Here is a 26,627-nt window from a genome sequence, read left to right as displayed (position 1 = left end):
GACTACCCGACGGCGCGCTGCAGCGACAGACGCCCGTCCTCCGGCCCGGTCGAGGCCCACTCGCCCGACTCCGCCGTCCAGCTCCACCCGTCGAACGTCACCCGCTCCAACCCGAACCGCGCCGCGTGCGCGACCAGCCAGTTCGCGATCTCCCAGCCCCGCACCCCGTCCTGCGGGCCGCTCAGCACCGACGTGCCGAGCTCGCGCGCGGCCACCGTCGCGACGTCCTCCGGTGCCGTCGCCGCCGCCAGGTCGTGGCAGGTCAGCGCCGGACCGTTCCGCCCGGTCAGGGCCGCCGCCATCGTCGCGGCCTGCGGCTCCCACTGCGCGTAGAGACTCCCGTCGAACGAGCGCTGGATCAGCTGCGCCGCCTCGGCGACGTCGAGTGTCGGCCACTCGGGCTCGGTGCGGAGCTTCCGGTAGAACGCCTGGGAGGCGTACACCGGGTCGGTGACCTGCTCGTAGGTCCCCCACCCCTGGCTGGGCCGTTGCTGGAACAGCCCCGCCGAGTCCCGGTCCCCGCCCGGGAGGTTCCGCAGTCCCGACTCCTGCAGCACGGTCGCCAGCGCCACCGTGACGGCGTGGTCGGGCATCCCCATCGCCGCCCCGACGCCGGCGATCGTGGCCGCGTTGCCGGCCTGCTCGACGCTCAGGCTCACCTCGCGAGCACCACCGGTCACCGTGCACCCCGGCGTGCCCGGGATGTTCTGCACGAGCACGTAGACCCCGGTGACGACGGCCAGCAGGAGCACCAGCGTCAGCACCGGGCCGCGCCACGGCCGCCGCACCCGGACCCGGCCCGGCGGCGCGCTCCGGTAGCGGACGGTCGGCGGCTCCCTACGACTCATGGCGGTGACTCATGGGCTCAGTAGTGCCAGGGGTAGGGCGCCCAGTCCGGCTCCCGCTTCTCCAGGAACGCGTCACGGCCCTCGACGGCCTCGTCGGCGGCGTAGGCCAGGCGCGTCGCCTCGCCGGCGAAGAGCTGCTGGCCGACCAGGCCGTCGTCGATCAGGTTGAACGAGTACTTGAGCATCCGCTGCGCGGTGGGGGACTTGCCGTTGACCTCGCGCGCCCACTGCAGGGCGGTCGCCTCCAGCTCCCGGTGCGGGACGACGGCGTTCACCGCTCCCATGTCGTGCATCTGCGCCGCGGTGTAGGTCCGGCCCAGGAAGAAGATCTCCCGGGCGAACTTCTGCCCGACCTGCCGGGCGAGGTAGGCCGAGCCGTAGCCGCCGTCGAAGGACCCGACGTCGGCGTCGGTCTGCTTGAAGCGGGCGTGCTCGGAGCTGGCCAGGGTCAGGTCCGCGACGGCGTGCAGCGAGTGCCCGCCGCCGGCCGCCCAGCCCGGCACGACCGCGATCACGATCTTGGGCATGAACCGGATGAGGCGCTGGCACTCCAGGATGTGCAGCCGCCCGGCGCGCCCGGCCTGCACGGTGTCGGCGGTGTCGCCGTCGGCGTACTGGTAGCCCGAGCGTCCACGGATGCGCTGGTCGCCGCCGGAGCAGAACGCCCACCCGCCGTCGCGCGGGGACGGGCCGTTGCCGGTGAGCAGCACGCAGCCGACGTCCGGGCTGGTCCGGGCGTGCTCGAGGGCGGTGTAGAGCTCGTCGACGGTGCCGGGGCGGAACGCGTTGCGCACCTCGGGCCGGTCGAACGCGATCCGCACCGCGCCGGTGTCGACCGCGCGGTGGTAGGTGATGTCGGCGAAGTCGAAGCCCTCGACCTTCTTCCAGGCCTGCGGGTCGAACAGTTCGGACACGGTGTCGGACATGTCGTCAGAGTAGGCACGCGCCGCGGGCGGGCGAGCGGAGGTCGCCGGGACGGGGCCGGATCGGGCCCGTCCGTGGCGTCCGGGAGGATCCCGGGCGGGTGGCCGACGCCGTCCGTTTCCTCCCGGTGCAGGCGATTCCCGCGCCGGATCGCGAAGGAGTGTCATGCGCTGGGTTCTCGTGGCCGTCGTCGCCTTCCCCGGTCTGCTGCTGGCCGCGCTCGGCTACCACCACCCGACCGGTCTCGACGTCGCCACCGCGAACATGTGGTGGACCATGCACGTCCCGCTGGTCCCGGTGTTCCCGCTGCTCGGGGTCGCGTTGTGGGTGCTGCTGCGCCAGGAGCGGGGCGTGGTCGCGTGGATCGGCAAGATCGGCGCGTACCTGTTCGGCTGCTTCTACACCGCGCTGGACTGCCTGGCCGGGATCGGCGCAGGACTGGTGCTCGACACCGAGAAGCGCGGCCAGCAGTCGATCATCGAGCTGATCCGGATCGGGGACCAGCTGAGCTACGTCGGTACCGGCGCCTACCTGGTGGCGACGGTCGCCGTGGCCGGCCTGATGCTGCGACGGGCCGGGTGGTGGGCGCTGCCGGGGTCGGTGCTGCTGATCGGCGCCGCGATCCCGTTCATCACCTCGCACATCTTCTGGCCGGACGGGGTCCTCGCCATGGCCGCCACCGGGATCGGCGCCGGCCTGGTCGAGTGGAGCCGCCCGGCCACCCCGCGCCCCGTCCACGCCCCCACCCCGGACCCCGTCCGCACGGCGTAACCCGACGTCCCGAAGGGTCCCCTCGCAGCCCCGGCGTCCCGAGGCCTCGCCCTCGGGTTCGAGCCCCGGCCCGCCCGCCCCACGTCTCAAGGGGTCCCCTCGTAGCTCCGGAAGCCCCGAGGGGTCCCCTCGCCGGCTCCGCCGCCCGGCACGGTGCCGGCTCCCGGCCCGGCCCGGCCCGGCGACCGTCGGGCGTCCCAAGGGGTCCCCTCGCGGCCGCGGGCGTCCCGCGGGGTCCCCTCGCCGCCGGCTCCGTCGCCCGGCACGGTGCGGGTTCCCGGCCCGGCCCGCCGGCCGTCCGAGGTTCCAAGGGGTCCCCTCGCGGCTCGTGGAGTCCTGAAGGGGCCCCTCGCAGCCCCGGGCGTCCCGGGGCCTGGCCATCGGGTTCGAGCCCCGGCCCGCCCGCCCCACGTCTCAAGGGGTCCCCTCATAGCTCCGGCCCGCCCGCCGCACGTCCAAGGGGTCCCCTCGTAGCTCCGGGCGTCCCAAGGGGTTCCCTCGCCGCTGGCTCCGTCGCCCGGCACGCTCCCGGCTCGGCCCGGCCCGGCGGCCGTCCGACGTCTCAAGGGGTCCCCTCGCGGCTCGGGGAGTCCCGAAGAGTCCCCTCGGGGCCGGCGGGCCGGCGGCCGATGCGGGCGTTCACGAGATCAGCACATGCGCGAACCCCGATGTGTCGGACAGACTCGGCCCCAGGTGTTCCACCCGCAGCCGTGTCGGACCCATCCCCGGAGGTTCTGCCCATCATGACCATCCCCGACGTGAACCTGACCGAAGAGACGATCTTCACCTGGGGTGCCCCGCCCCTGAAGTTCGGAGCCGGAGCCGTCGACGAGATCGGCTTCGAGATGGCCGGTTACGGCGCCAAGCGCGTCCTGATCGTCACCGACCCGGGAATCCACGCGATCGGCGCGCCGGAGCGGATCGCCGACTCGCTGTCGCAGCACGGTGTGAGCTCGGAGATCTTCGACGGCGTGCACGTCGAGCCGACCGACGACTCGATGATCAAGGCCACCGAGTACGCCCGTGCGCAGGGCCCGTGGGACGGGTTCGTCGCGGTCGGCGGCGGGTCGGCGATCGACACCGCGAAGGCGATCAACCTGCTGACCAGTGGGCCCGGCGAGCTGATGGACTACATCAACAAGCCGATCGGCAACGCGAAGGTCCCGGAGGGCCAGCTCAAGCCGCTGATCGCCGTCCCGACGACGGCCGGCACCGGCTCGGAGTCCACCGCGATGTGCGTGCTGGACATCCTGTCGATGAAGGTCAAGACCGGGATCAGCCACTGGCGGCTGCGCCCGACCCTGGCCGTGATCGACCCGCTGCTGACGATGTCGCTGCCGCCGGAGGTCACCGCGGCGTCCGGAATGGACATCGTCTGCCACGCCGTGGAGTCCTACACCGCGCGCTGGTACACCAGCTTCGACCGCAAGAAGCCCGAGGAGCGGGTCACCTACTGCGGCTCGAACCCGGTCTCGGACCTGTGGTGCGAGAAGGCGATGTCGCTGCTCGCGCAGTCGTTCCGGGACGCCGTGCACCGCGGAGCCGACGACCTCGAGGCCCGGTCGAACATGATGATGGCCGCGACGTTCGCCGGGATGGGCTTCGGCAACTCCGGCGTGCACATCCCGCACGCCAACGCCTACCCGATCGCGGGCATGGTCAAGGACTTCCGTCCGGCCGGGTACCCGCAGGACGAGCCGATGGTCCCGCACGGCATGTCGGTGTCGCTGACCGCTCCGGAGGCCTTCCGGTTCTCCTTCGAGTCCGCCCCGGACCGTCACCTCAAGGCGGCCGAGCTGATGGACCCGCGCGCGGACAAGCTCAACGACCAGCGCGAGCAGCTGCCGGCCGTCCTGATCTCGCTGATGCGCGACATCGACATCCCCAACGGCATCGGCGGCGTCGGCTACACCGAGGCCGACGTCCCGGACCTGGTCCCCGGCACGATGAAGCAGCAGCGCCTGCTGGCCACCTGCCCGAAGCCCCCGACCGAGGACGACATCGCCGACATCCTCACCAAGTCCATCGAGAACTGGTGACCCCCCGCCTCTGACTTCTCGCACCATCCGGCCGGCTCGACGCGCACTCCGCATGCGAACGCGCACCGAGCCGGCCGGCGCGTGTCGCACGGGGTGCGCGCCCGCGTGCACGGTGCGCTCCGGCGGGGTGAGTGCTGCATCCGACACGTCCGACCGTGGGGCGTGACCGGCGTCGGCCGGTATCGCTATGTAGCGTCGCGGCGGGCGAGAGGAGATCTGTTGAGCCTGGACAGCGCACGCGAGACGACCACCACCGACGGCATCACCCCCGAGGCGAGCGCCGCGCTCGCGGACGACCTGCGGGCCGCGATGGGCGGCGCCGTGCGGTTCGACGCGGGCAGCCGTGCCATGTGGTCGGCCGACGCCTCGAACTACCGCGGCATCCCGATCGGTGTCGTCTCCCCGCGCGACGCCGCCGACGTCGAGGCCGCGATGGCCGTCTGCCGCGAGCACGACGTGCCGGTGCTCCCGCTGGGGTCGCGCACCTCGATCGCCGGGCAGTCGGTGAACGTCGCGGTCGCGATGGACCTGCGCACGCACCTCAACAAGATCATCGAGGTCGATCCGGAGAAGAAGTCGGCGCGGGTGCAGCCCGGCGTGGTCTGCGACGCCGTACGCGACGCGGGCAAGCCGCACGGGCTGACGTTCGGCCCGGACCCGTCCACGCACAACCGCTGCACGATCGGCGGGATGATCGGCAACAACGCCTGCGGGTCGCACTCGGTGGCGTGGGGCAAGACCGTCGACAACGTCCGCGAGCTCGACGTGCTGACCTACCGCGGCGAGCGGCTCGTCGTCGGCCCGAACACCCCCGGTGAGGGCCGGATCCCGCAGGCGCTGCGCGCGCTCGGCGAGCGTCTCGGCGACGACATCCGCGGCTACCCCGACCTGACCCGGCGGGTGTCGGGCTACAACCTCGACCAGCTCCTGCCCGAGGCCGGCTGGAACCTGGCCAAGGCCCTGGTCGGCACCGAGGGCACCTGCGCCACGATCCTCGAGGCGACCGTCGACCTCGTCGACTCCCCGCCCGCCCGCGCGCTGGCCGTCCTCGGCTTCCCGGACGCCTACGCGGCCGCGGACAACGTGATGGTCGTGCGCGAGCAGCGGGGCCCGAACGGCCAGGGACCGCTGACGATCGAGGGCATGGACGCCGGGCTGATCGCGGCCCTGCGCGCCCAGCGCCCCACCGAGACCACGAGCCGGATGCTGCCCGAGGGCAAGGGCTGGCTCTACGTGGAGGTCGGCGGCGAGACCCGCGCCGAGGCCACGGCCGCCGCGGAGACCGTCGCGACCGCGATGAAGGCCTACACGGTCTCGCACATCGTGGTGTCCGAGCCGTCGCAGATGGCGCAGCTCTGGCGGATCCGCGAGGAGGGCGCCGGCGTCGTCACCCGGTCCCCGGACGGTGGCGAGGCGTGGCCGGGCTGGGAGGACTCCGCGGTCCCGCCGGAGCGTTTCGGCTCCTACCTGCGCGAGTTCGACAAGGTCCTGGAGCGCCACGGCCGCCGCGGCGTCTACTACGGGCACTTCGGCGACGGCTGCCTGCACGTCCGGATCGACTTCGACCTGCTCTCGCAGCCGGGCATCGCGAACTTCCGCCAATTCATGATCGACGCCGCCGACCTCGTCGTCGCGCACGGCGGGTCGCTGTCCGGCGAGCACGGCGACGGCCAGGCCCGTGCCGAGCTGCTGCCGCGGATGTACCCGCCGGAGATCATCGCCGGGTTCTCCGACTTCAAGGCGATCTGGGACCCGGACGAGAAGATGAACCCGGGCCGCGTCGTGCGCCCGGCGACGATGGACGAGAACCTGCGCGTCTTCGTCGGGATGCCGACGATGACCGACAAGCCGATGCTCGCCTTCGCCGACGACCGCGGCAGCTTCACCCGCGCCACCCGCCGCTGCCTGGGCGTCGGCAAGTGCGCGATCGAGGGCAGCGGGGTGATGTGCCCGAGCTTCAACGTCACCAAGGAGGAGAAGCACTCCACCCGCGGGCGCGCCCGGCTGCTGTTCGAGATGGCCAACGGCGAGATCATCAAGGACGGCTGGCAGTCCGACGAGGTCGCCGAGTCGCTCGACCTGTGCCTGTCCTGCAAGGGCTGCAAGTCCGACTGCCCGGTCGGGGTCGACATGGCCTCCTACAAGACCGAGTTCCTGGCCCAGAGGTTCAAGGGGAGGATCCGTCCGGTCACGCACTACTCGATGGGTGCGCTGCCGCTGTGGCTGTGGATGGTCGGCGCGCTGCCGGCCAAGGCCGTCGACGGGCTCAACAAGCTCGCGAAGCGCCCCAAGCTCTCCGCGCTGGTGAAGAAGCTGGGCGGGATCACCCAGGAGCGGGACATCCCGGAGATCGCGCGGGAGACGTTCACCGCCCGGGCCGGTGCCCGCGGGTACTCCGAGGGCACGATCGTGCCGGACCTGGGCATCGCGCCCGGCAGCCGCGGCCGGGTGCTGCTGTGGACCGACACGTTCACCGAGCACTTCGACCCGGTGATCGCCGACGACGCCGTCGCCACCCTCACCGCGCTCGGCTACACCGTCGAGCTGCCCCCGCGCGCCGTCTGCTGCGGTCTGACCTGGACCTCCACCGGCCAGGTGGGCGCCGCACGGAAGGTTCTCGGCCGCAGCCTGCGCACGATCGAGCCGTGGCTCTCCGCCGGGGTCCCGGTCGTCGGGCTGGAGCCGTCGTGCACCGCGGCGCTGCGCTCGGACGCCCACGAGCTGCTGCCGGACGACCCGCTGGTCGGGAAGCTGAAGACCGGCGTCCGGACGTTCGCGGAGCTGCTCTCCGAGCACACCGAGGAGCTGTCGGCCGCGGCCGGGCGCAACTCCGCACCGGACCCGGAGGTGCTGGTGCAGGTGCACTGCCACCAGCACGCCGAGCTCGGCACCGAGGCCGACCGGGGGGTGCTCGACTCGCTGGGTGTGAAGTCGACCGTGCTCGACTCCGGGTGCTGCGGGCTGGCCGGCAACTTCGGCTTCGAGGACGGGCACTACGACGTCTCGATGGCCTGCGCCGAGCGCGTCCTGCTGCCCGCGGTGCGCGCGGCCGAGCCGTCGGTCGACCTGCTCGCCGACGGTTTCTCCTGCCGCACCCAGGTCCGCCAGGCCGGGGAGCGCGAGCCGGTGCACCTGGCCCAGCTCGCGGCCCGGGTCCTGCGGGGAGCGGGGCGCCCGGGGTCGTGATCGTCGCGGCGGGAGCGGGACCGACCTGGTCGGTCGGTCCCGCTCCCCTCGCCGTGATCATCGGTCGGTCGGTGTTCCGCGCACACCGACGCGGGCGCGCCCGCCCGGACGTGCCAGAGTGCGGGACATGACGTCTCGCGGGGAACGTGCGCTGGTGCTCGGTGGCGGAGGGCTGACCGGGATCGCGTGGTTGTACGGGATGCTGACCGGCCTGGCCGAGCAGGGCGTCGACCTGTCCCGTGCCGACCTGGTGGTCGGGACGTCGGCGGGGTCGGCCGTCGGGGCGAACGTGGCCTGCGGCCGCGACCTCGACGAGCTCTACGCGACGCAGCTGGTCACCGGCACCGGTGAGGTCGCCGCGTCCGCCGGGCGCGGTCTCGCGCTGCGGATGGCGCGGGCGGCGCTGCTCGGCCCGCGGGGCGCGCAGCAGGTCCGGGCCCGGATCGGGCGGATGGCGCTGGCGACCGACACCGTTCCCGAGCAGGAACGTCTCGACATCATGGAGTCACGGCTCGGCGGCGCCGTCTGGCCGTCCGACCGCGACCTGCAGGTGACCGCCGTGGACGCCCACACCGGGGAGTTCCGGGCCCTCGACCGCGACTCCGGCATGACGCTGGTCGAGGCCGTCGCGGCGAGCTGCGCGGTGCCGGGCGTCTGGCCGCCGGTGACGGCCCTGGGCACGCGCTGGGTCGACGGCGGCGTCCGGTCGATGGCGAACGCCGACCTCGCGGCCGGGTACGAGCGCGTCGTCGTGCTGGCTCCGCTGACGTCCGGGTTCGGGGCCATGGCCAAGCCGCGCACCCAGGTGGAGGCGCTCGCGGCGTCGTCGAAGGCCGTGCTCCTCAGCCCGGACGAGGCGGCGCGCAAGGCGTTCGGGAGCAACGTCCTGGACCCGGCGCAGCGCCCGCCCTCGGCCCGCGCGGGACGTGCCCAGGCGGCCGCGGTGGCCGCGCAGGTCCGCGCGGTCTGGAACTGAGCACTATTCCCGTCGCCCGCGTCGGGTTCCCGACACCGTCGCGGCGCATGACCCCGGCCGGGCCCGGGTAACCGTTCTTCATGGTTCCCACGATCAAGTTGAACGACGGTGTGGAGATCCCGCAGCTCGGATTCGGTGTCTTCCAGATCGAGCCCGGCCAGGTTGCGGAGAAGGTCAAGGCAGCCCTGGACATCGGCTACCGCCACATCGACACCGCGCAGATGTACGAGAACGAGGAGGGTGTCGGCAAGGCGATCGCCGACTCCGGCATCCCCCGCGACGAGCTCTTCGTCACCACGAAGCTCAACAACGACGGGCACTCGCGTGACCTGGCCGCGAAGAAGCTCGACGAGAGCCTCGACCGGCTCGGCCTCGAGCACGTGGACCTCTACCTGATCCACTGGCCGCAGCCGACGCAGAACCGCTACGTCGAGACCTGGCAGGGCTTCGAGGACGCGAAGAAGGCCGGCAAGACCCGGTCCATCGGTGTCTCGAACTTCAACCCCGAGCACCTGGACCGTCTCGCCAAGGAGACCTCGACCGTGCCGTCGGTCAACCAGATCGAGGTGCACCCGCACCTGATCCAGGCCGCGCTGCGCGAGTACAACTCCAACCACGGCATCGCGACCGAGGCGTGGAGCCCGATCGGGCAGGGCAAGGGCCTGCTCGAGGAGGAGGCCATCGCGACGATCGCGCAGCGGATCGGCAAGACGCCGGCCCAGGTCGTGCTGCGCTGGCACATCCAGCACGGCAACATCGTCTTCCCGAAGTCGAACACGCCCTCGCGGATCGAGGAGAACTTCAAGATCTTCGACTTCGAGCTGACCGGCGACGACGTCGCCTCGATCGACCGCATGAACGCCGATGCGCGGATCGGGCCCAACCCGAACGACTTCGGCTGAGCTGTTACGGTCGAGAAGATGTTGGCAATCACGGAGAACGCGGCCGAAGCCATCAAGTCGCTGAGCACCGAGGCGGAGCTGCCGGACGACGGCGGCCTCCGGATCACCGCTCCACAGCCCGAGGAGGGCCTGGAGCTGGCGCTCGCGCAGTCCGCCGACGAGCAGGACACGGTGTTGCGCGGGGAGGGTGTGGCGGTGTTCCTCGAACCCGCCGCCGCCCAGATCCTGGACGACAAGGTGCTCGACGTGCAGGCCGTCCCCGGTGAGAACGGCGAGGACGAGCTGCGGTTCGCCATCGTGTCCCAGGAGGACGCGGTCGAGCCCGGCGCGGCCGACGCGAAGGCCTGAGCAGCAGAACCCGTACGCGACGCGGCGGGCCGGTCGAGCGTTACAGCTCGGTCAGCCCGCCGCGTTCGACGTTCCAGCGCCGGGTCGCGCGGACGGTGTCCAGCATCCGGCGGTCGTGGGTGACCAGCAGGACGGTCCCGGCGAACGACTCGACGGCCTGTTCGAGCTGCTCGATCGCGGGCAGGTCCAGGTGGTTCGTCGGCTCGTCGAGCACCAGCAGGTTCACCTCGCGGGCCTGCAGCAGCGCCAGTGCGGCGCGGGTCCGCTCGCCCGGTGACAGCGACGCGGCCGGGCGCAGCACCTGCTCGCGGGTCAGGGCGAACTTCGCCAGGAGCGTGCGCACCTCGGACTCGGGCCAGTCCGGCACCTCGGTGCCGAACGAGCGCAGCAGCGTCTGCGAGCCGAGGAACGCCCCGCGGGCCTGGTCGATCTCCCCGACCCGCACCCCGGCGCCGAGCCCGGCCGAGCCGGAGTCGGTCGGGATCCGCCCCAGCAGCGCACCGAGCAGCGTCGACTTGCCGGAGCCGTTCGCGCCGGTGACCACCACCCGGTCCGCCCAGTCGACCTGCGCGGTCACCGGGCCGAGCACGAAGTCCCCGCGCCGGACGACCGCGCTGTCGGCCCGTGCGGCCACGGCGCCGGAGCGCGGCGCGGACGCGATCGTCATCTGCAGCTCCCACTCCTTGCGGGGCTCCTCGACGACCTCCAGGCGCTCGATCGCCTTCTCCGTCTGACGGGCCTTCGACGCCTGCTTCTCGCTGGTCTCCTTGCGCATCGCCTTGATGTTCTTGTCCGGCTCCGAACCGGCCTTACGGCGGACGTTGCGGACGCCCTGGGCCATCCAGTTGCGCTGCATGACCGCGCGTTCCTTGAGGCCGCCGAGCTTGTCGGCGTACTCGTCGTAGGCCTCGCGGGCGTGCCGGCGGGCGACCTCGCGCTCGGTCAGGTAGGCCTCGTAGCCGCCGTCGTAGATCCCGACCTGCTGCTGGGCCAGGTCCAGCTCGACGATGCGGTTGACGGTGCGGGCCAGGAACTCCCGGTCGTGGCTGACGACGACGGCCGGGGTGGCGCGCGACCCGCCGCGGGCGAGGCCGCCCACGAACTCCTCGAGCCGGGCCAGGCCGTCGAGGTCGAGGTCGTTCGTGGGCTCGTCGAGCAGCAGCAGGTCGTAGCGCGAGAGCAGCAGCGCCGCCAGCCCGGCGCGGGCCGCCTGCCCGCCGGACAGGCCGGTCATCTCCGCGTCCGGGGAGACGCCGAGGCCGAGGTCGGCGAGCATCTCCGCGGCGCGCTCGTCGAGGTCGGCGCCACCGAGGGCGAGCCAGCGGTCCAGGGCGACGGCGTAGGCGTCGTCCGCGCCGGGAGCACCGTCGGTGAGGTCCTGCGCGGCCGCGTCCATCGCGGCCAGGGCGTCGGTGACGCCGGTGCGCCGGGCCAGGAACGCGGCGAGCGTCTCGCCCGGGCGGCGGTCCGGCTCCTGCGGGAGGTGCCCGACCGTCGCGTCCGGTGGGGCGAGGGCGACGGTGCCCTCGTCCGGGGCCTGCTCACCGGCCAGCAGGCGCAGCAGCGTCGACTTGCCGGCGCCGTTCGCGCCGACCAGCCCGATCACGTCGCCCGGCGCGACGATCAGGTCGAGACCGGAGAACAGGGTTCGTGCGCCGTGGCCGGTGGACAGTCCGGTGGCGTGCAGGGTCGCGCTCATGAGGTCCCGAACGCTACCGGCCGCCGCCGGCGGTCGTGCGCGGATATCGTCGCCGGGGCAGCGATATCCGCGCACGGGCCGGCGTCAGCCGGGGTGTCAGCCGACGAGCGCGGCGCCGTAGAGGCGCTGCAGGGCGTCCCAGTGGCGCTGCTCGGCCTCGTCGTCGTGGGTGGGGTTGTCCGGCACGGAGAAGCCGTGCGCGGCCGGGTAGGTCTCCAGCGTGTAGGTCAGGCCCGCGGCGGACAGCGCCTGGTCCAGGCGCTCGAACTGCTCGGCCGGGAACGAGTCGTCGTTCTCGGCGCCCGCGACGTAGACGGTGGCGCGGATCCGGTCGGCCAGGCGGTGCGGGCTGTCCGGTGCGTCGCTCGCGAGGTTCCCGCCGTGGAACGAGGCCGCGGCGGCGACGCGCTCGGGCTGGGTCGCCGCCGTGCGCAGCGAGAGCGCCCCGCCCATGCAGTAGCCGGTGGTGCCGATCGCGGTGCCGGCGACCTCGGGACGCTCCAGCAGGGCCGTCACGTAGGACTCGGCGTCCACGGCGACGATCTCGCTGGTCAGGCTGGACATCAGGTCGCCGAGGCGGGCGCGCTGGTCCGGGTCGGTGAACGCGGTGGCCAGGTCGAACGGTTCCCAGTCGCCGTGGCGGTAGTAGACGTCGGGCACCAGGACGGCGTAGCCGAGGACGGCCAGGTGCGCGGCCATGTCGTGCATCGCGGCGCGGACCCCGCCCGCGTCGACGTAGAACAGGACGCCCGGCCAGGGGCCGTCGCCGTCGGGGGTGTGCAGCGTCGCCGGGGCGTCGCCGTCGTCGGTGCGGATGGTGAGCTCGGTGCGTGGCATGGCGGCTCCCTGCGTCGTCGGTGACCCCGGGGGTCGTGGGTGATCGCAGGGCCCGTTCTACGCCCCCGTGACGCAGCGCACCCGCCGGGGTCGCCCGTCCGCCGGGCGGGGACCACCGGAGGGGACCACCGGGCGGGGCTACCGCGCCGGGGGCAGCGCGTCGTCGGCGTCGAGGCGCCGGGTCCGCGTCTCCGAGTACGTCGCCACCGCGACGATCGTGACCACCGAGCAGGCCGCGACGTAGATCGCGATCGCGTAGCCGTTGCCGTACACCGCGAGCAGCGACGCCGCGATCAGCGGCGCCAGCCCGCCGGCCAGCACCGACGCGAGCTGGTAGCCGATCGAGACGCCGGAGTACCGCACCTTCGTGCCGAACAGCTCGGACAGGAACGCCGCCTGCGGCCCGTACATCGCGCCGTGGAACAGCAGCCCGACGACGACGGCGGTCGCGACCAGCGCGAAGTTCTGCGTGTCGAGCAGGGCGAAGAACGCGAACGCCCACGCCCCGATCCCGACCGCGCCGAACAGGTACACCGGGCGCCGCCCGACCCGGTCCGAGACCGCACCCCAGATCGGGATCGTCACGATGTGCACCGCCGCCCCGATCAGCACCGCACCCAGCACGAACGACGTCGGCAGCCCGAACCGCACCTGCATGTACGTGCTCACGACGATGGTGAAGATGTAGTAGGCGACGTTCTCGGCGAACCGCGCGCCCATCGCGGTCAGGACCTCGCGGGGGTACAGGCGCAGGACGTCCAGGATCGGCATCACGTCGCGCGTGCCGGCCGCGGCCCGCTCGGCCGCGCGGGCCTGGGCGTCGCGGAACACCGGCGACTCCTCGACCGACAGGCGCACGTACAGCCCGATCAGCACCAGCACCGCGGAGAGCAGGAACGGGATCCGCCAGCCCCAGGACTCGAACGCCGCCTCGCTCTGCACGACCGCCATCACGGCCAGCAGCCCGTTCGCGAGCAGCTGCCCGGCCGGTGCGCCGGCCTGCGGCCAGCTCGCCCAGAACCCGCGCCGGGCCGGGTCACCGTGCTCGGAGACGATCAGCACCGCGCCGCCCCACTCGCCGCCGAGCGCGAAGCCCTGCACCAGCCGCAGCAGCACCAGCAGCAGCGGTGCGGCGATCCCGATCGTCGCGTAGCCCGGGAGCAGGCCGATCAGGAACGTCGAGACGCCCATCATGAGCAGGCTCAGGACCAGCAGCTTCTTGCGGCCGATCTTGTCGCCGTAGTGGCCGAACACGAGCCCGCCCAGCGGCCGGGCGACGAACCCGATCGCGAACGTGCCCAGCGAGAGCAGCGTGCCCGCGGTCGGGTCCGCGTCCGGGAAGAACACGGCCGGGAACACGATCGCGGCGGCGACGCCGTAGAGGAAGAAGTCGTACCACTCGACGGTCGTGCCCAGCATCGACGCGGACACGATCTTGACGATCGACGAGCGTTCCGGTGGTGCACCGGACGGGCTGGTCGCGCCCCGTACCTCGGACATGACGGCTCCCCCTGCCGGACGGCTGTGACGGTGGGTCACGCTACGGCCTGGATGTCCGGAATTCACCGTTCCGTGTGGACGCAATCAGGCACGAGGATCGGGGGATGGACGCTGCGCCGTACGCACCCCTGCCCGAGGACGCCGACCGGATCCTGGTGGTCGTCGCCCACCCGGACGACATGGAGTACGGCGGCTCCGGGGCCGTCGCCCGGTGGACGGCGCAGGGCCGGGAGGTGACGTACCTGCTGGTGACGCGGGGTGAGGCCGGCATCGACACGATGGCGCCGCCGGAGTGCGGCCCGGTCCGCGAGGCCGAGCAGCGGGCCGCCGCGGCGGCCGTCGGGGTGGACGTCGTGGAGTTCCTCGACCACCCGGACGGTCTGATCGAGTACTCGGCCGGCCTGCGCCGCGACATCGCTGCGGCGATCCGCCGGCACCGCCCGCAGCTGCTCGTGACGGGCAACCACCACGACACCTGGCCCGGCGGCGGGCGGAACATGGCCGACCACGTGCACACCGGGCGGGCGGTGATCGACGCCGCGCGCGACGCCGGGAACCGGTGGCTGTTCCCGGGGGTGGGCGGCGAGCCGTGGGACGGCGTGCGCGCCGTCGCCGTCGCGGCCTCCCCGGAGGCCCGCCACGCCGTCGACATCACCGCGACGTTCGACCGCGCGGTCGCCTCGCTCGCCGCGCACCGCGCCTACCTCGACGCCCTCGGCGGGGCCATGGCCGACCCGGAGACGTTCCTGCGCGGCGGCGCCGCGGAGGCGGGGGCGCGACTGCCCGGGGCGGAGCTGGCGACGCCGTTCGAGCTGATCGAGCTCTGAGACGCCGCCGCCCCGGCGACCTGGACGGTCGCCGGGGCGGGAGTGCGGTTCAGCCGAACCGGATCAGGACTGCAGGGCCGGGTAGTCGGTGTAGCCCTCGGCGCCGCCGCCGTAGAACGTCTCCTGCTGCGGCTCGTTGAGCTCGGCGCCCCGGGTCCAGCGCCGGACGAGGTCCGGGTTGGCCAGGAACGGGCGGCCGACCGCCACGGCGTCGGTGGTGCCGTTCTCGATCAGCTCGGCCAGGACGTCGCGGTCGGAGTCGGTCCCGAAGCCGGTGTTGAGCACGAACGTCGTCGGCCACGCGGAGCGCAGCTTGTCCACGATCGGGTCGTCGGCCTCGGCGATCACGTGCAGGTAGGCGAGGCCGAGCGCGGCCAGGCCGGACACGAGGACCTCGTAGACCGACAGGTCGTCCTCGGTGATGTCGTTGAACGGGTGCCCGGGGGAGATCCGGATGCCGACCCGGTCGGCGCCGATGGCGTCGACGGTGGCCTTCGCGACCTCGAGGGTGAACCGGGCGCGGTTCTCCGCGGACCCGCCGTAGGCGTCGGTGCGGGCGTTCACGCCGTCGGCCTGGAACTGGTGCAGCAGGTAGCCGTTGGCGGCGTGCAGCTCCACGCCGTCGATACCGGCGTCGACGGCCAGCTTCGCGGCGTGGGCGAACTCCTGCGCGACGCCGGGGAGCTCATCGGCCTCGAGGGCACGCGGCGTGCTGTGGTCCTGCATGCCGTTCGCGGTGAAGATCTGGCCCGCGGCCTGCACGGCCGACGACGAGACCGGCGTGGCGCCGCCGTTGGAGTCGGTGTGCGAGATGCGACCGGCGTGCATCAGCTGCACGACGATCGTGCCGTCCTTCTCGTGCACGGCGTCGGCGACGCGGGCCCAGCCGGCCTTGTGGGCGTCGCTGTAGACGCCCGGGGTGTTCGGGTAGCCCTGGCCGACGGCGGAGGGCTGGCTGCCCTCGCTGACGATCAGGCCGGCACCGGCGCGCTGGGCGTAGTACTCCGCCTGCAGCGCGTTCGGGGTGCCGTCGGCGTCGGCGCGGTTGCGGGTCAGCGGCGCGAGCCACACGCGGTTCGCCAGCGACCAGGCGCCGACGGTCTCCGGGCGCAGGAGCGGGCTGTCGGGGGAGAGCGGGGTGCTCACGGTGAGGTCGTCCTCTCGTAGATCGGGGCGCGGATCGACGCGCTCGACTTCTGTGAGGGTTCAACGACCCGTGGGCGGCGGGACCTTCCCGTCCGGGCCTTGGCGATCATCACGTTTGAGCGGTGCGACCACCGACACCCGCGCGACTCCCCGGACGCGGCTTAGGCTCGGGGGAATGAACCCGTCCACCACCCAGGCCCGGGTGATCGTCGACGAGCTCGCCCGGTGCGGCGTGGCCGAGGCGGTGCTGTGCCCGGGCTCGCGCAACGCCCCGATGGCGTTCGCCCTGCGCGACGCGGACACCGCCGGGCGGATCCGCCTGCACGTGCGCACCGACGAGCGCACCGCCGGGTTCCTGGCCCTGGGATTGTCGCTGTCCTCCGGACGCCCGGTGCCGGTGGTCGTCACGTCCGGGACGGCGGTGGCGAACCTGCACCCGGCCGTGCTGGAGGCCTCGCACGCCGGGGTGGCGCTGCTCGCGCTGACCTCGGACCGCCCGCCGGAGCTGCTCGGCACCGGCGCCAGCCAGACGATCGACCAGTCGCGGATCTTCGGCGCCGCGGTGCGCTGGACCGGCGCGACGGCGGTCGCCACCGACGACCCGCGCGCCCCGGCCCGCTGGCGGTCCACGGTCGCCCGGGCCGTCGCCGCCGCGACCGGGGCACCCGGGACGCCCCCGGGGCCGGTTCAGCTGAACCTCCCGTTCCTCGAGCCGCTCGTCCCCGACGGCGACGCCGGCAGGGCCGGTGACCTGGGCGGACGTCCGGACGGGCTGCCGTGGACCGAGGTCTCCCCGGTGCACCGCGCCGCGCCGCCGCTGCCGCTGGACCCCTCCGCCCCGACGCTGGTCGTCGCCGGGTCCGGGGGGCCGGACGTCGACCCGGCGCTGCTCGCGGGCGCCCCCGTCGTCGCGGAGCCGTCCTCACCGCTGTGGTGCCACGCCACCCGGACCGCGCCCTGGCTGCTCGGCCGCCCGGAGCTGCGCCCGGAACAGGTGCTGGTGGTGGGCCGCCCGACGCTGCACCGCGGCGTCTCCGCGCTGCTCGCCGACCCCGGCGTCGCCGTGTACGCCGTCGCCGGGGCGCACGGCGAGCCCTGGACCGACGTCGCCGGTGCCGTGCGCGCGGTCGGCTCGGTGCCGCCGCTGCGCCCGCCGCCGGAGTTCCGCGACGCCTGGCACGCCGCCGACGGGGCCGCCTCGGCCGCGCTGGACGCCGCCCTGTCCTCCGGCGAGGGCGACGGCGCCCCCGGCCTGCGCCTGGCCCGCGACCTGGTGGCCGCCCAGCCCGGCGGCGCGCAGCTGGTGATCGGCTCGTCGAACCCGGTGCGCGACGTCGCCCTGGCCGCCGCGCCGCGGGCCGGGCTCACGATGCGGGCCAACCGCGGCGTCGCCGGCATCGACGGCACGGTGTCCACCGCCGTCGGCGCGGCCCTGGCCCACGACGGCCCGACCGTCGCCCTGCTCGGCGACCTGACGCTGCTGCACGACACGACCGGGCTCTACCTGGGCCCGTACGAGCCGCGCCCGGACCTGACGCTGGTCGTGCTCAACGACGACGGCGGCGGCATCTTCCACCTGCTCGAACAGGGGTCGGAGCAGCACGCGCGCTCGTTCGAGCGGGTGTTCGGCACCCCGACCGGGGTGGACCTGCAGGCGCTGGCCTCGGCCGCGGGGATCGGCTACGCGCGGTTCACCGGCGACCCCGCCGACCTCGTCGCACAGCGGGGCGCGGGCGTGCGGATCGTCGAGGTGCGGGCGCGCCGCGACGGCCTCCGGGACACCCACGCCGCGCTGCGGGGGATCGTCGAGCGCGCCGCCGACCGGGCGGTGGAACGGGTCCGGACCGGCTGAGCCGCGGCGCGGGGTCTCAGCCCTGCAACGCCTCGCGGACCGCGCGCATCTTCGCCGCGGCCTCCCGGACCTCGACGTCGGGGTCGGAGTCCGCGACGATCCCGCAGCCGGCGAACAGCCGCGCCGTGGCGCCGTCGAGCTCGGCGCAGCGCAGCGCGATGCCCAGCTCACCGCCGCCGCGGGTGTCGAGGTAGCCGACCGGCCCGGCGTAGCGGCCGCGGTCCATCCCCTCGATCTCGGAGATCAGCGCGGCGGCCGCGGCGGTCGGGGTCCCGCCGACGGCGGCGGTCGGGTGCACGGCGCCGAGCAGCCCGAGCAGCGACACCGGACGCGCCGGGTCGAGGTGCCCGCGCACGTCGCTGGCCAGGTGCGAGACGTTCGGCAGGGTCAGCACGCGCGGCGCCGCGGGGACCTCGAGGTCGCGCACGAGCGGGCGCAGCGACGCGGCGAGGGAGTCGACGGCGTAGGCGTGCTCGCGGCGGTCCTTGCCGGAGCCGAACAGCGCGCCGCCCAGGTCGTAGGTCCCCGACGACGTCGACGGGGTCTGGTCGCGCCGCTCGCCCGGCCAGATCGTCCCGGCCAGCACCCGCGACTCGACGAGCCCGTCGCTCAGGCGCAGGAGCAGCTCCGGGGTGGCCCCGACCAGCCCGTCGACGGCGTAGCTCCAGCACGTCGGGTAGCCGCGGGACAGCCCGTGCAGCAGGAATCGCGGGTCCAGCGGCGTCTCGGCGCGGGCGACGACGTCGTGCGCCAGGACGGCCTTGCCGAGCTCGCCAGCGCGCATCCGGCGCGCGGCCTCGGCGACGACGGTGCGGTAGCGGCTCGGCGAGACCCGTCCGTCGGAGTAGCGCAGCCGCCCGCCCGGACGGACCGGCGTCACGGCGGGCAGCGCACTCGGTGCGGGTTCCGGGCCGCCGGCCGGGACGATCTCGGTCATCCAGGCCCGCGAGCCACGGCGCCCGACGACGACCCGCGGCACGACCAGCACCGAGCCGGGGGAGTCGTCGGCGAAGGTGAAGCTGGCGAACGCGACCGCCCCGGTACCCGGCAGCGCCACGTCGTCGCGGACGTCGAGGCCCGCGCAGAACTCCTGCCACCAGCGGTCGGCGTCGGCGAAACGGTCGGGCCCGGTGCCGGTGAACCGTGCGACCTCGCCCCACCCGACGATGCCCTCGCCCTCGCGCACCCAGCTGAGCACACCGGAGTCCGCGGGCAGCACGTCGAGCAACGGGCCGGTCAGCCGGATCGGCCGTGTCCGGACCCGCAGCGCCGTGGTGGCCGGTGCGGCAGTCACGCCTTCGAGAGTAGGCAACGGCCGACGCCCGCGTGCGGTTGGCGTTGGGAGGCACCGGCCACACCCGATCGTCGCAGCCCTAGGATCGGGTGCCGTGACCAGTCCCGCGAGCGACGTCCTGGCCGAGAGCCGGGCCACCGCGGCCCGGCTGCTGCGGGCCGCCCGGCGCCGCATCCCGGAGATCCTGATCGGTCTCGGCGTCGTGCTCACGGTGCTGGCCGTGCTGGCGCTGGCCGGGGCGTTCGTCGACGACGTCCGGATCGCCTCGAACCGCGCGACCACCGCCGCGAGCGTGCTGGACGGGTCGACGTACTGGCGCACCGTCGTGCAGTTCGTCGACGACCAGGGCGGGCTCCGCACCCCGGCCGTGTACTACCCGGCGGGGCTCGAGGCCGGGCAGAGCATCTACGTGGAGTACGACACGACGAACCCGTTGCGGGTCCGGGTGGCCGGGCGCAGCGCCGTCGACGGGATCCTGCCGATGGCCGGCGGGCTGGTCGTGCTGTGGCTGGTCCTGGCGCCGGTCATCGTGTGGCTGCGTCGCCGTCGTGCCGCCGCCTGAGCGGGTCCAACCCGGGTCTAACCCCACCAGAGCCGCAGCATCTCGTGACAGACCTCGGGCCGGACGACCAGCAGGCCGCCCGAGGGCATCGGGTCCGGCCGCCCGGACCGGTCGACCACGACCGCCCCGGCCTCGCGGGCCAGGCACAGCGCCCCTGCGACGTCCCACTCGTGGTAGCGCTCCAGCACCGCGGCCACCGCGTGGCCCAGCGCGACCTGGGTGACCGCGAGCGCGGCCGAGCCCAGCACCCGGACGCCCGCGTGCGCGTTCCGGACCCGGCTCACGAACCCGGCCTCCGGGTCCTCCGCGCAGACCAGCGAGCCCGCCACGACCGGCTGGGCCAGGGCGCGGACCGGGACGCCGTTCGCCCGGAAGCCCCGCCCGCGCGCGGCGGCGTAGATCTGCCCGCGCCCCGGGTCGGCGACCACCCCGACGGCCGGGCCGGAGGCGTCGACGAGCGCGAGGCTGTAGGCGCACCAGGGCAGGCCGGCGACGTAGTTCGCCGTGCCGTCCACCGGGTCGACGACCCAGCGCATCGGCGCGTGCTCGGCCGCGGCGTCGGCGCCGTACTCCTCGCCGACGACCGGGAACAACGGGAACTCCGCGGCCAGCACCCGGCGCGTGTGGCGTTCCAGGGTGCGGTCGGTGTCGGTGACCCAGTCGAAGGGGTTCGCCTTCGTCCCGGTGGTGGCGGGGCGGCCACCGGAGTGGTCGCGCCCGATCGTCGCCGAGATGACCTCGGCGGCGTCGTTGGCCAGCCGTCCGGCCGCCTCCAGCGCGCGGGAGAGCAGACCGGGGTCGACCGGCTCCGGCGTCGGGAGCTGGGGGAGCGGCAACGAGGCGACCGTCATGTGGACCTAGTGTCGGGGTGCGGGGTGACCCCGTCGCGTCCGTGAGATGACGGGCCGGGGCCGGCCCGGCCAACTCCGTACCCGGACGCTCAGTGTTGGCCGACTGTTGGACGACGGGTCACGCGCGGGACGGCACCCGGCGTCACCGCCGCACCATGGTCATTCCCCGTGCGAGTCGCCATCGTGTCCGAATGCTTCCTGCCCGTGGTCAACGGCGTCACCAACTCGGTCCTGAGGGTGTGCGAGCACCTGCGCGCCGGTGGGCACGACGTCCTCGTCGTCGCCCCGGGGGCCAGCGAACCGGAGAGCCACGAGGGCATCCCGGTCGTCCGGATCCCGGCGCTGGAGCTGCCCGTGGTCAACTCGATGCCGGTCGGCGTGCCGAGCCGGCGGATCCTCACCGCGCTGCGGACGTTCCGGCCCGACGTCGTGCACCTGGCGGCGCCGTTCGTGGTCGGCGCCCGCGGTCTGGCCGCCGCCCGGCGGCTGAACGTGCCGACGGTCGCGATCTACCAGACCGACGTCGCCGGTTTCGCCGCGTCCTACGGCCTCGGGCTGACCGCCCGGGCGGCGTGGCGCTGGACGTGCCGCCTGCACAACCAGGCCGACCGCACGCTGGCCCCGTCGAGCTGGGCGACCGGCGCGCTGCGCGACCGCGGTGTCGCGCGGGTGCACCAGTGGGCCCGCGGCGTCGACACCCGCCGCTTCACCCCGTCGCGGCGCTCGGAGTCCTGGCGCGCCCGGCTGGCCCCGAACGGGGAGCTGCTGGTCGGGTTCGTCGGGCGTCTGGCCCCGGAGAAGCAGGTCGACCGCCTCGCCGTGCTGGGCGACCTGCCCGGCGTGCGGCTGGTCGTCGTCGGCGACGGGCCGAGCGCGGAGCGGCTGCGCGAGATGCTGCCGGGTGCGGCGTTCCTCGGCCAGCGTGGCGGTGACGAGCTCGCCGACATCTACGCCTCGCTGGACGTGTTCGTGCACACCGGGCAGGCCGAGACGTTCTGCCAGGCCGTGCAGGAGGCCCTGGCCTCCGGCGTCCCGGCGATCGCCCCGGACGCGGGCGGCCCGCGCGACCTGGTGCTGCCCGGCCTCACCGGCTACCTCGTCGCGCCGCGGCCCGACGGCGGCGAGCCCGGCGACCCGGCCACCGACGCCGCCGACCGCGAGCTGCGCGAGGCCGTCCTGGCGCTGACCGACCCGGCACGCCGGGCCGCGTTCGGCTCGGCCGCCCGGCAGTCGGTGCTGCGCCGCACGTGGACCGCGGTCGGCGACGAGCTCCTCGCCCACTACGGCGACGTCCTGCGCGCGGGAGAGCGCCACGTGCCGGTGCACGCGGCCTGAGACGGTGCGGATCGTCCAGCTCGCGAACTTCTACGGTCCCCGCTCCGGCGGCCTGCGCACGGCGCTGACGGCGCTGGGCACGGGCTACGTCGCGCGCGGGCACGAGGTCGTGCTCGTGGTGCCCGGCGCCCGTGCCCGCGACGAGCGCATGCCCGGCGGGATCCGGCGGATCGAGGTCCCGGCGCCGCTGCTGCCCGGCACCGGGGGCTACCGCGCCGTCGACCCGTGGCGGGTGACGCGGCTGCTGGAGCGGCTGCGCCCGGACGCGATCGAGGTCTCCGACCGGCTCACGCTGCGCGGCCTCGGCGGGTGGGCGGCGCGGCGCGGGGTGCCGAGCGTCGTCGTGTCGCACGAGCGCCTCGACCGGCTGCTCGACCAGTTCCTGCTCCCGGACCGGCCCGCCCGCGCGCTGGCCGACCTGGCCAACACGAGGATGGCCGCGGCCTACGACACGGTCGTGTGCACGACGTCGTTCGCGCGCGCCGAGTTCGACCGGATCGGGGCGGCGAACGTGCGCCAGGTCCCGCTCGGGGTCGACCTGGCGACGTTCTCCCCGCGCCGGCACGACGCCGGGCTGCGCCGCGACCTGGTCTCCGGTGCGGGCACGCTGCTGGTGCACTGCGGCCGGCTGTCACCGGAGAAGCACCCCGAGCGCAGCGTCGACGCCGTCGCCGCGCTGCACGACGCGGGCGCGTCGGTGCACCTGGTCGTCGCCGGTGACGGGCCGCGGCGGGCCGCGCTGGAACGCCGCGCGTCCGGGCTCCCGGTGACGTTCCTGGGCTTCGTCGGCGACCGCCCGCGCCTGGCGAGCCTGCTCGCCTCGGCGGACGTCTCGATCGCGCCGGGCCCGCACGAGACGTTCGGGCTCTCCGCGCTGGAGGCGCTGGCCAGCGGTACCCCGGTGGTGGTGTCGCGGTCCTCGGCGCTGCCCGAGATCGTCACCTCCGACGCCGGGCACCCGGCCTGCGGCGCCTCCGCCGAGGACTCCCCGGAGGCGTTCGCCGCCGGGATCACGACGGTGCTGGCCGCCGACCCCGACGGTCGACGGCACGCCGCCCGCTCGCGCGCCGAGCAGTTCGGCTGGCCCGAGTCGGTGGAGGGGATGCTGGCCAGCCTGACCGCGGCGGCCTGAACCGCCTCCGTAGTCGTGCGGATCCGGGCCGGTCCCGGGCGGAGCAGGGTCACCGTCATGGTCGGACACACCGTGCACGTCGAACCGTCGGGCGAGCTCGCCGCCGTCGACACCTCCGAGGCCGCGCGCCTGATGCCGATGCTGCTCGGTGGGGACACCGGTGCCCTCGACGTCGTGCTGGCCCGCCCGCAGCGGCAGATGCCGCCGGTGCTGTTCGCGGCGGCGGCGCTGCTGCACGCCCGCGGGAGCCACGCCGAGGGCGCCGCCTGGTTCTACGCCGCGCAGGTCCGGGCCCGGTTCGACGCGAACCGCTGCACGGACCCGACCGCGGCCGGCGCCCTCGACGTGCTGCGTGAACGGTTCGGCGAGCCGATCAACCGGTGGGCCTTCACCGGCCGCGACCGGGTCCGCCGGGCCGCGATCACCGGCGTCGCCTGGGACCGGCGCGCCCCGCACGACTACGACCATCGCTGGATCGCCCTGCACGGGATGGGCGCGTTCGGCCCGCAGCGCGGCCCGGTGAGCGTGCCCGCGGCGCAGTGGCCCGCGCTGGCCGCCCGCACCCGCGCCGAGTACCTGACCGGGCTGCGGGAGGCCGTGCGCGAGTACCTGAGCTGAGCGCTGCCCGTACTGTCGGGGGCGTGTCCCGGGCCGATCTCGACAAGGATCCGCGCGACGTCGCCACGATGTTCGACGGCGTGGCGCGCCGCTACGACCTGACCAACACCGCCCTGAGCGGCGGTCAGGACCGCTACTGGCGCGCCCAGACGCGCCGCGCGCTGGCGCCGCAGCCCGGTGAGAAGGTCCTCGACCTGGCCGCGGGCACCGCGGTGTCGACGGTCGAGCTGGCCCGCGACGGCGCGTGGTGCGTCGCCGCGGACTTCTCCCAGGGGATGCTGCGCGCCGGGTACCGCCGTGACGTCCCGAAGGTCGCCGCGGACGCGCTGCACCTGCCCTTCGCCGACGCGTCCTTCGACGCCGTGACGATCTCGTTCGGCCTGCGCAACGTCGCCGACCCGGACGCCGGGCTGGCCGAGCTGGCCCGGGTCACCCGGCCCGGCGGGCGCCTGGTCGTCTGCGAGTTCTCCACGCCCACCTGGACGCCGTTCCGCGTGGCCTACCAGGAGCTGATGCTCGCCCGGGTGCTGCCCGCGATCGCCCGCGGCGTGTCGTCGAACCCGGACGCCTACATCTACCTCGCCGAGTCGATCCGGGACTGGCCGGCGCAGCCGCGGCTGGCCGAGCGGATCGGTGCGGCGGGCTGGGAGCGGGTCGCCTGGCGCGACCTGACCGGCGGCGCCGTCGCGCTGCACCGGGCGTTCAAACCCGCCTGAGCCCTCCGCAGAACACCCGGGACGTTCTCCACCTGCCCCGGGGATGCGGAGCTGTACCCGCATCCGTGCGCGCGTATGCCGGTGGCCTGGCTTACACTGGCCCCGGAAGTTCGTGAATTTCTTCACAAGCAGTGCGGGCGTCGAGCGGGGGGCGTGTCCATGAGCAGCGCAGATGGCCTCCCACCTGGGTCTTCGTCGAAACTGAACTAAGGCTCGCCTGGGTCGTTCGTCACAAGGGGACGCGCATAAGGTCCCCACCGTTCGACGGGCGTCGATCACCGGCGACGACGTCGCCCCTGCTCGATGTGCACAGACCTCGACTACGAAGGTGTAGGAGATGCTCGATCCCTATCTCCCGCTCGTCCTGCTGTTCGCGTTGGCGGCGGGGTTCGCGTTGTTCTCGGTCGTGTCCGCGCCCTACATCGGCCCGCGGCGCTACAACAGCGCCAAGCTGGACTCCTACGAGTGCGGCATCGAGCCCTCACCGGCACCCGTCGTGGGCGGCGGCCGGATGCCCGTCGCCTACTACCTGACGGCGATGCTGTTCATCCTCTTCGACATCGAGATGGTCTTCCTCTACCCGTTCGCGGTCAGTGCGGACGTCTTCGCGGGCGCCGGCCTGGGCGTGTTCGTGCTGGTGGAGATCGCCCTGTTCATCGTCACGGTCGGTTTCGCCTACGCCTACGTCTGGCGTCGCGGTGGGCTGGACTGGAACTAGGAGTAGCGACACATGGGACTCGAGGAGAACCTGCCCAACGGGGTTCTGCTGACCAGCGTGGAGAAGCTGGTCAACTGGACCCGCAAGTCGTCGCTGTGGCCGGCCACGTTCGGCCTGGCCTGCTGCGCGATCGAGATGATGACGTCCGGTGCGCCGCGCTACGACCTCGCGCGCTTCGGCATGGAGGTCTTCCGCGCCTCGCCTCGCCAGGCCGACCTGATGATCGTCGCGGGCCGGGTCAGCAACAAGATGGCCCCGGTCCTGCGCCAGATCTACGACCAGATGCCCGAGCCCCGCTGGGTCCTGGCGATGGGCGTCTGTGCCAGCTCCGGCGGCATGTTCAACAACTACGCGGTCGTGCAGGGCGTGGACCACGTCGTGCCGGTCGACATGTACCTGCCGGGCTGCCCGCCGCGCCCGGAGATGCTGATGGACGCGATCCTCAAGCTGCACGCCAAGATCATGGACGAGCCGCTGGGCGCCAAGCGTGCCGCCGAGCTCGCCGAGAGCGGCTACCGCACGCCGATGGTCCCGTCGTCGGTGAAGTTCGCGCCGAAGTCCAAGCAGCTGGGCGCGCTGCAGACCACGCGCAACCAGGACGTCCCGAACTACCTGGAGCCGGGCAGCGAGCCGAAGCCGTCGCTGCCGCAGATCCCGACCGGGGGTGCACAGTGACGACCGGACCCGACGATCCCGGCAGCACCGGGACCTCGAAGGACGACAAGGAGCGCACCGGCGCCGCCCAGTCGTCGGCCGAGGAGAGCGGCACCTCGCTCGACGAGCAGCGCGCGGCCGGCGGGGAGAGCCCGGAGACCGGAGCCCGTCCCGCGTCGATGGGCGGCGAGGTGCCGGTCGCGGCGACCCGCACCCGGTCGGGCATGTTCGGCGTCCGCGGCACCGGCGACACCTCCGGCTTCGGCGGCCTGCGCCTGCCCGGCTACGCCCCGGCCCCGGCCGAGCGGCCCTACGGCGGCTGGTTCGACGAGATGGCCGACGAGCTCGGCGCGGCGATGGACCAGAACGGGATCCCGCGCGCCGCGATCGAGCAGGTCACCGTCGACCGCGGCGAGATCACGTTCTACGTGCAGCGCGAGAAGGTCGCCGAGATCGCGAGGACCCTGCGCGACGACCCGGGCCTGCGTTTTGAGTTCTGCTCCGCGGTGTCCGGTGTGGACTACAGCTCGCCGGACGGCGCGCCGGTCGACAAGTCGCTGCACGTCGTCTACCACCTGCTGTCGATGACCTACCGGCGCCGGATCCGGCTCGAGGTCTCGTTGAACTTCGACGACCCGCACGTGCCGAGCGTCGTCGAGACCTACCCGACGGCGGACTGGCACGAGCGCGAGACCTGGGACATGTTCGGCGTGATCTTCGACGGTCACCCGGCCCTGACCCGGATCCTCATGCCGGACGACTGGGACGGCCACCCCCAGCGCAAGAGCTACCCGCTCGGCGGCATCCCGGTGGAGTACAAGGGCGCGGAGATCCCCCCGCCCGACGAGCGGCGGGCCTACTCATGATCCACAAGCTGGCGCGGAAATCCCCA

The 26,627-nt window shown here is 73.9% G+C and carries 24 protein-coding genes; 16 read left to right on the top strand and 8 right to left on the bottom strand.

Features of this window, described 5'->3' with window-relative positions:
• Positions 1-2 precede the first annotated feature (2 nt).
• Together EV383_RS26910 and EV383_RS26905 are read right to left on the bottom strand one after the other, a co-directional pair.
• Positions 3-848 carry a hypothetical protein gene (locus EV383_RS26910; RefSeq protein ID WP_242623330.1) on the bottom strand — a complete coding sequence of 282 codons (846 nt, stop codon included), beginning with the start codon at positions 846-848 and terminating at the stop codon, positions 3-5.
• A 17-nt stretch (positions 849-865) separates the two neighbouring features.
• Positions 866-1,774, bottom strand: coding sequence for a 1,4-dihydroxy-2-naphthoyl-CoA synthase (locus EV383_RS26905; protein ID WP_130292515.1), 909 nt, complete (start codon positions 1,772-1,774; stop codon positions 866-868).
• A 163-nt stretch (positions 1,775-1,937) separates the two neighbouring features.
• Here EV383_RS26905 and EV383_RS26900 point away from each other — a divergent pair, with 163 nt between their 5' ends.
• The 6 genes from EV383_RS26900 to EV383_RS26875 all read left to right on the top strand — a co-directional run bounded on the left by EV383_RS26900 (position 1,938) and on the right by EV383_RS26875 (position 9,994).
• Entirely contained in the window at positions 1,938-2,543 is a 606-nt protein-coding gene (locus tag EV383_RS26900) for a hypothetical protein (protein WP_130292514.1), read from the top strand.
• Positions 2,544-3,286: 743 nt separating this feature from the next.
• On the top strand, positions 3,287-4,582 hold the full coding sequence (locus tag EV383_RS26895) for a hydroxyacid-oxoacid transhydrogenase (protein WP_130292513.1): 1,296 nt from the start codon (positions 3,287-3,289) through the stop codon (positions 4,580-4,582).
• A 309-nt stretch (positions 4,583-4,891) separates the two neighbouring features.
• Positions 4,892-7,768: an FAD-binding and (Fe-S)-binding domain-containing protein gene (locus EV383_RS26890; RefSeq protein ID WP_130295081.1), complete on the top strand. Its 2,877-nt coding sequence runs from the start codon at positions 4,892-4,894 to the stop codon at positions 7,766-7,768.
• 127 nt (positions 7,769-7,895) lie between these two features.
• On the top strand, positions 7,896-8,744 hold the full coding sequence (locus EV383_RS26885) for a patatin-like phospholipase family protein (protein WP_130292512.1): 849 nt from the start codon (positions 7,896-7,898) through the stop codon (positions 8,742-8,744).
• An 80-nt stretch (positions 8,745-8,824) separates the two neighbouring features.
• Positions 8,825-9,646: an aldo/keto reductase gene (locus EV383_RS26880; protein ID WP_130292511.1), complete on the top strand. Its 822-nt coding sequence runs from the start codon at positions 8,825-8,827 to the stop codon at positions 9,644-9,646.
• A gap of 18 nt (positions 9,647-9,664) precedes the next feature.
• Positions 9,665-9,994, top strand: a complete 330-nt coding sequence (locus EV383_RS26875; protein ID WP_130292510.1) for an adhesin — start codon at positions 9,665-9,667, stop codon at positions 9,992-9,994.
• A 40-nt stretch (positions 9,995-10,034) separates the two neighbouring features.
• Here EV383_RS26875 and EV383_RS26870 read toward each other — a convergent pair whose 3' ends face one another.
• The 3 genes from EV383_RS26870 to EV383_RS26860 form a co-directional block, all read right to left on the bottom strand.
• Positions 10,035-11,693, bottom strand: coding sequence for an ABC-F family ATP-binding cassette domain-containing protein (locus EV383_RS26870; RefSeq protein WP_130292509.1), 1,659 nt, complete (start codon positions 11,691-11,693; stop codon positions 10,035-10,037).
• Positions 11,694-11,789: 96 nt separating this feature from the next.
• Complete coding sequence (locus tag EV383_RS26865) at positions 11,790-12,530, bottom strand: dienelactone hydrolase family protein (RefSeq protein ID WP_130292508.1); 741 nt, start codon at positions 12,528-12,530, stop codon at positions 11,790-11,792.
• A gap of 138 nt (positions 12,531-12,668) precedes the next feature.
• Entirely contained in the window at positions 12,669-14,030 is a 1,362-nt protein-coding gene (locus tag EV383_RS26860; RefSeq protein ID WP_130292507.1) for an MFS transporter, read from the bottom strand.
• A 104-nt stretch (positions 14,031-14,134) separates the two neighbouring features.
• Here EV383_RS26860 and EV383_RS26855 point away from each other — a divergent pair, with 104 nt between their 5' ends.
• A complete protein-coding gene (locus tag EV383_RS26855; protein WP_130292506.1) occupies positions 14,135-14,857 on the top strand; it encodes a PIG-L deacetylase family protein in 723 nt (240 codons plus the stop codon).
• A gap of 63 nt (positions 14,858-14,920) precedes the next feature.
• On the opposite strand, the gene EV383_RS26850 is transcribed toward EV383_RS26855, so the two are convergent.
• The gene (locus EV383_RS26850) at positions 14,921-16,003 is read right to left on the bottom strand and encodes an alkene reductase (RefSeq protein ID WP_130292505.1); all 1,083 of its coding nucleotides are present in this window, start codon (positions 16,001-16,003) and stop codon (positions 14,921-14,923) included.
• Between the two features lie 175 nt (positions 16,004-16,178).
• On the opposite strand from EV383_RS26850, the gene menD reads away from it, so the two are divergent.
• Positions 16,179-17,855 (top strand): 2-succinyl-5-enolpyruvyl-6-hydroxy-3-cyclohexene-1-carboxylic-acid synthase, encoded by a 1,677-nt coding sequence (gene menD, locus EV383_RS26845; protein WP_130292504.1) that lies wholly within the window; start codon positions 16,179-16,181, stop codon positions 17,853-17,855.
• A gap of 16 nt (positions 17,856-17,871) precedes the next feature.
• Here menD and EV383_RS26840 read toward each other — a convergent pair whose 3' ends face one another.
• Entirely contained in the window at positions 17,872-19,149 is a 1,278-nt protein-coding gene (locus tag EV383_RS26840; protein WP_242623329.1) for an isochorismate synthase, read from the bottom strand.
• 94 nt (positions 19,150-19,243) lie between these two features.
• Between EV383_RS26840 and EV383_RS26835 the strand changes: the two genes are divergently transcribed.
• Positions 19,244-19,711 carry a DUF3592 domain-containing protein gene (locus EV383_RS26835; protein ID WP_130292502.1) on the top strand — a complete coding sequence of 156 codons (468 nt, stop codon included), beginning with the start codon at positions 19,244-19,246 and terminating at the stop codon, positions 19,709-19,711.
• Positions 19,712-19,728: 17 nt separating this feature from the next.
• On the opposite strand, the gene EV383_RS26830 is transcribed toward EV383_RS26835, so the two are convergent.
• On the bottom strand, positions 19,729-20,562 hold the full coding sequence (locus EV383_RS26830; RefSeq protein ID WP_130292501.1) for an inositol monophosphatase family protein: 834 nt from the start codon (positions 20,560-20,562) through the stop codon (positions 19,729-19,731).
• A 168-nt stretch (positions 20,563-20,730) separates the two neighbouring features.
• Between EV383_RS26830 and EV383_RS26825 the strand changes: the two genes are divergently transcribed.
• The 7 genes from EV383_RS26825 to EV383_RS26795 all read left to right on the top strand — a co-directional run bounded on the left by EV383_RS26825 (position 20,731) and on the right by EV383_RS26795 (position 26,601).
• Complete coding sequence (locus tag EV383_RS26825) at positions 20,731-21,897, top strand: glycosyltransferase family 4 protein (protein ID WP_130292500.1); 1,167 nt, start codon at positions 20,731-20,733, stop codon at positions 21,895-21,897.
• A gap of 4 nt (positions 21,898-21,901) precedes the next feature.
• Entirely contained in the window at positions 21,902-23,029 is a 1,128-nt protein-coding gene (locus EV383_RS26820; protein ID WP_130292499.1) for a glycosyltransferase, read from the top strand.
• Positions 23,030-23,086: 57 nt separating this feature from the next.
• Complete coding sequence (locus tag EV383_RS26815; RefSeq protein WP_130292498.1) at positions 23,087-23,647, top strand: hypothetical protein; 561 nt, start codon at positions 23,087-23,089, stop codon at positions 23,645-23,647.
• Positions 23,648-23,670: 23 nt separating this feature from the next.
• Positions 23,671-24,363, top strand: a complete 693-nt coding sequence (locus EV383_RS26810; RefSeq protein WP_130292497.1) for a demethylmenaquinone methyltransferase — start codon at positions 23,671-23,673, stop codon at positions 24,361-24,363.
• A gap of 337 nt (positions 24,364-24,700) precedes the next feature.
• A complete protein-coding gene (locus tag EV383_RS26805; RefSeq protein WP_130292496.1) occupies positions 24,701-25,081 on the top strand; it encodes an NADH-quinone oxidoreductase subunit A in 381 nt (126 codons plus the stop codon).
• 12 nt (positions 25,082-25,093) lie between these two features.
• Positions 25,094-25,756: a NuoB/complex I 20 kDa subunit family protein gene (locus EV383_RS26800; RefSeq protein WP_130292495.1), complete on the top strand. Its 663-nt coding sequence runs from the start codon at positions 25,094-25,096 to the stop codon at positions 25,754-25,756.
• Positions 25,753-26,601, top strand: coding sequence for an NADH-quinone oxidoreductase subunit C (locus EV383_RS26795; protein ID WP_130292494.1), 849 nt, complete (start codon positions 25,753-25,755; stop codon positions 26,599-26,601). Before EV383_RS26800 ends, EV383_RS26795 begins: the two co-directional genes overlap by 4 nt.
• Positions 26,602-26,627: the final 26 nt, after the last annotated feature.

The organism is Pseudonocardia sediminis (assembly GCF_004217185.1).
Taxonomy (GTDB): domain Bacteria; phylum Actinomycetota; class Actinomycetes; order Mycobacteriales; family Pseudonocardiaceae; genus Pseudonocardia; species Pseudonocardia sediminis.
Note: the sequence above shows the minus strand (reverse complement) of the source record. Positions and strands in the feature narration are given on the sequence as shown.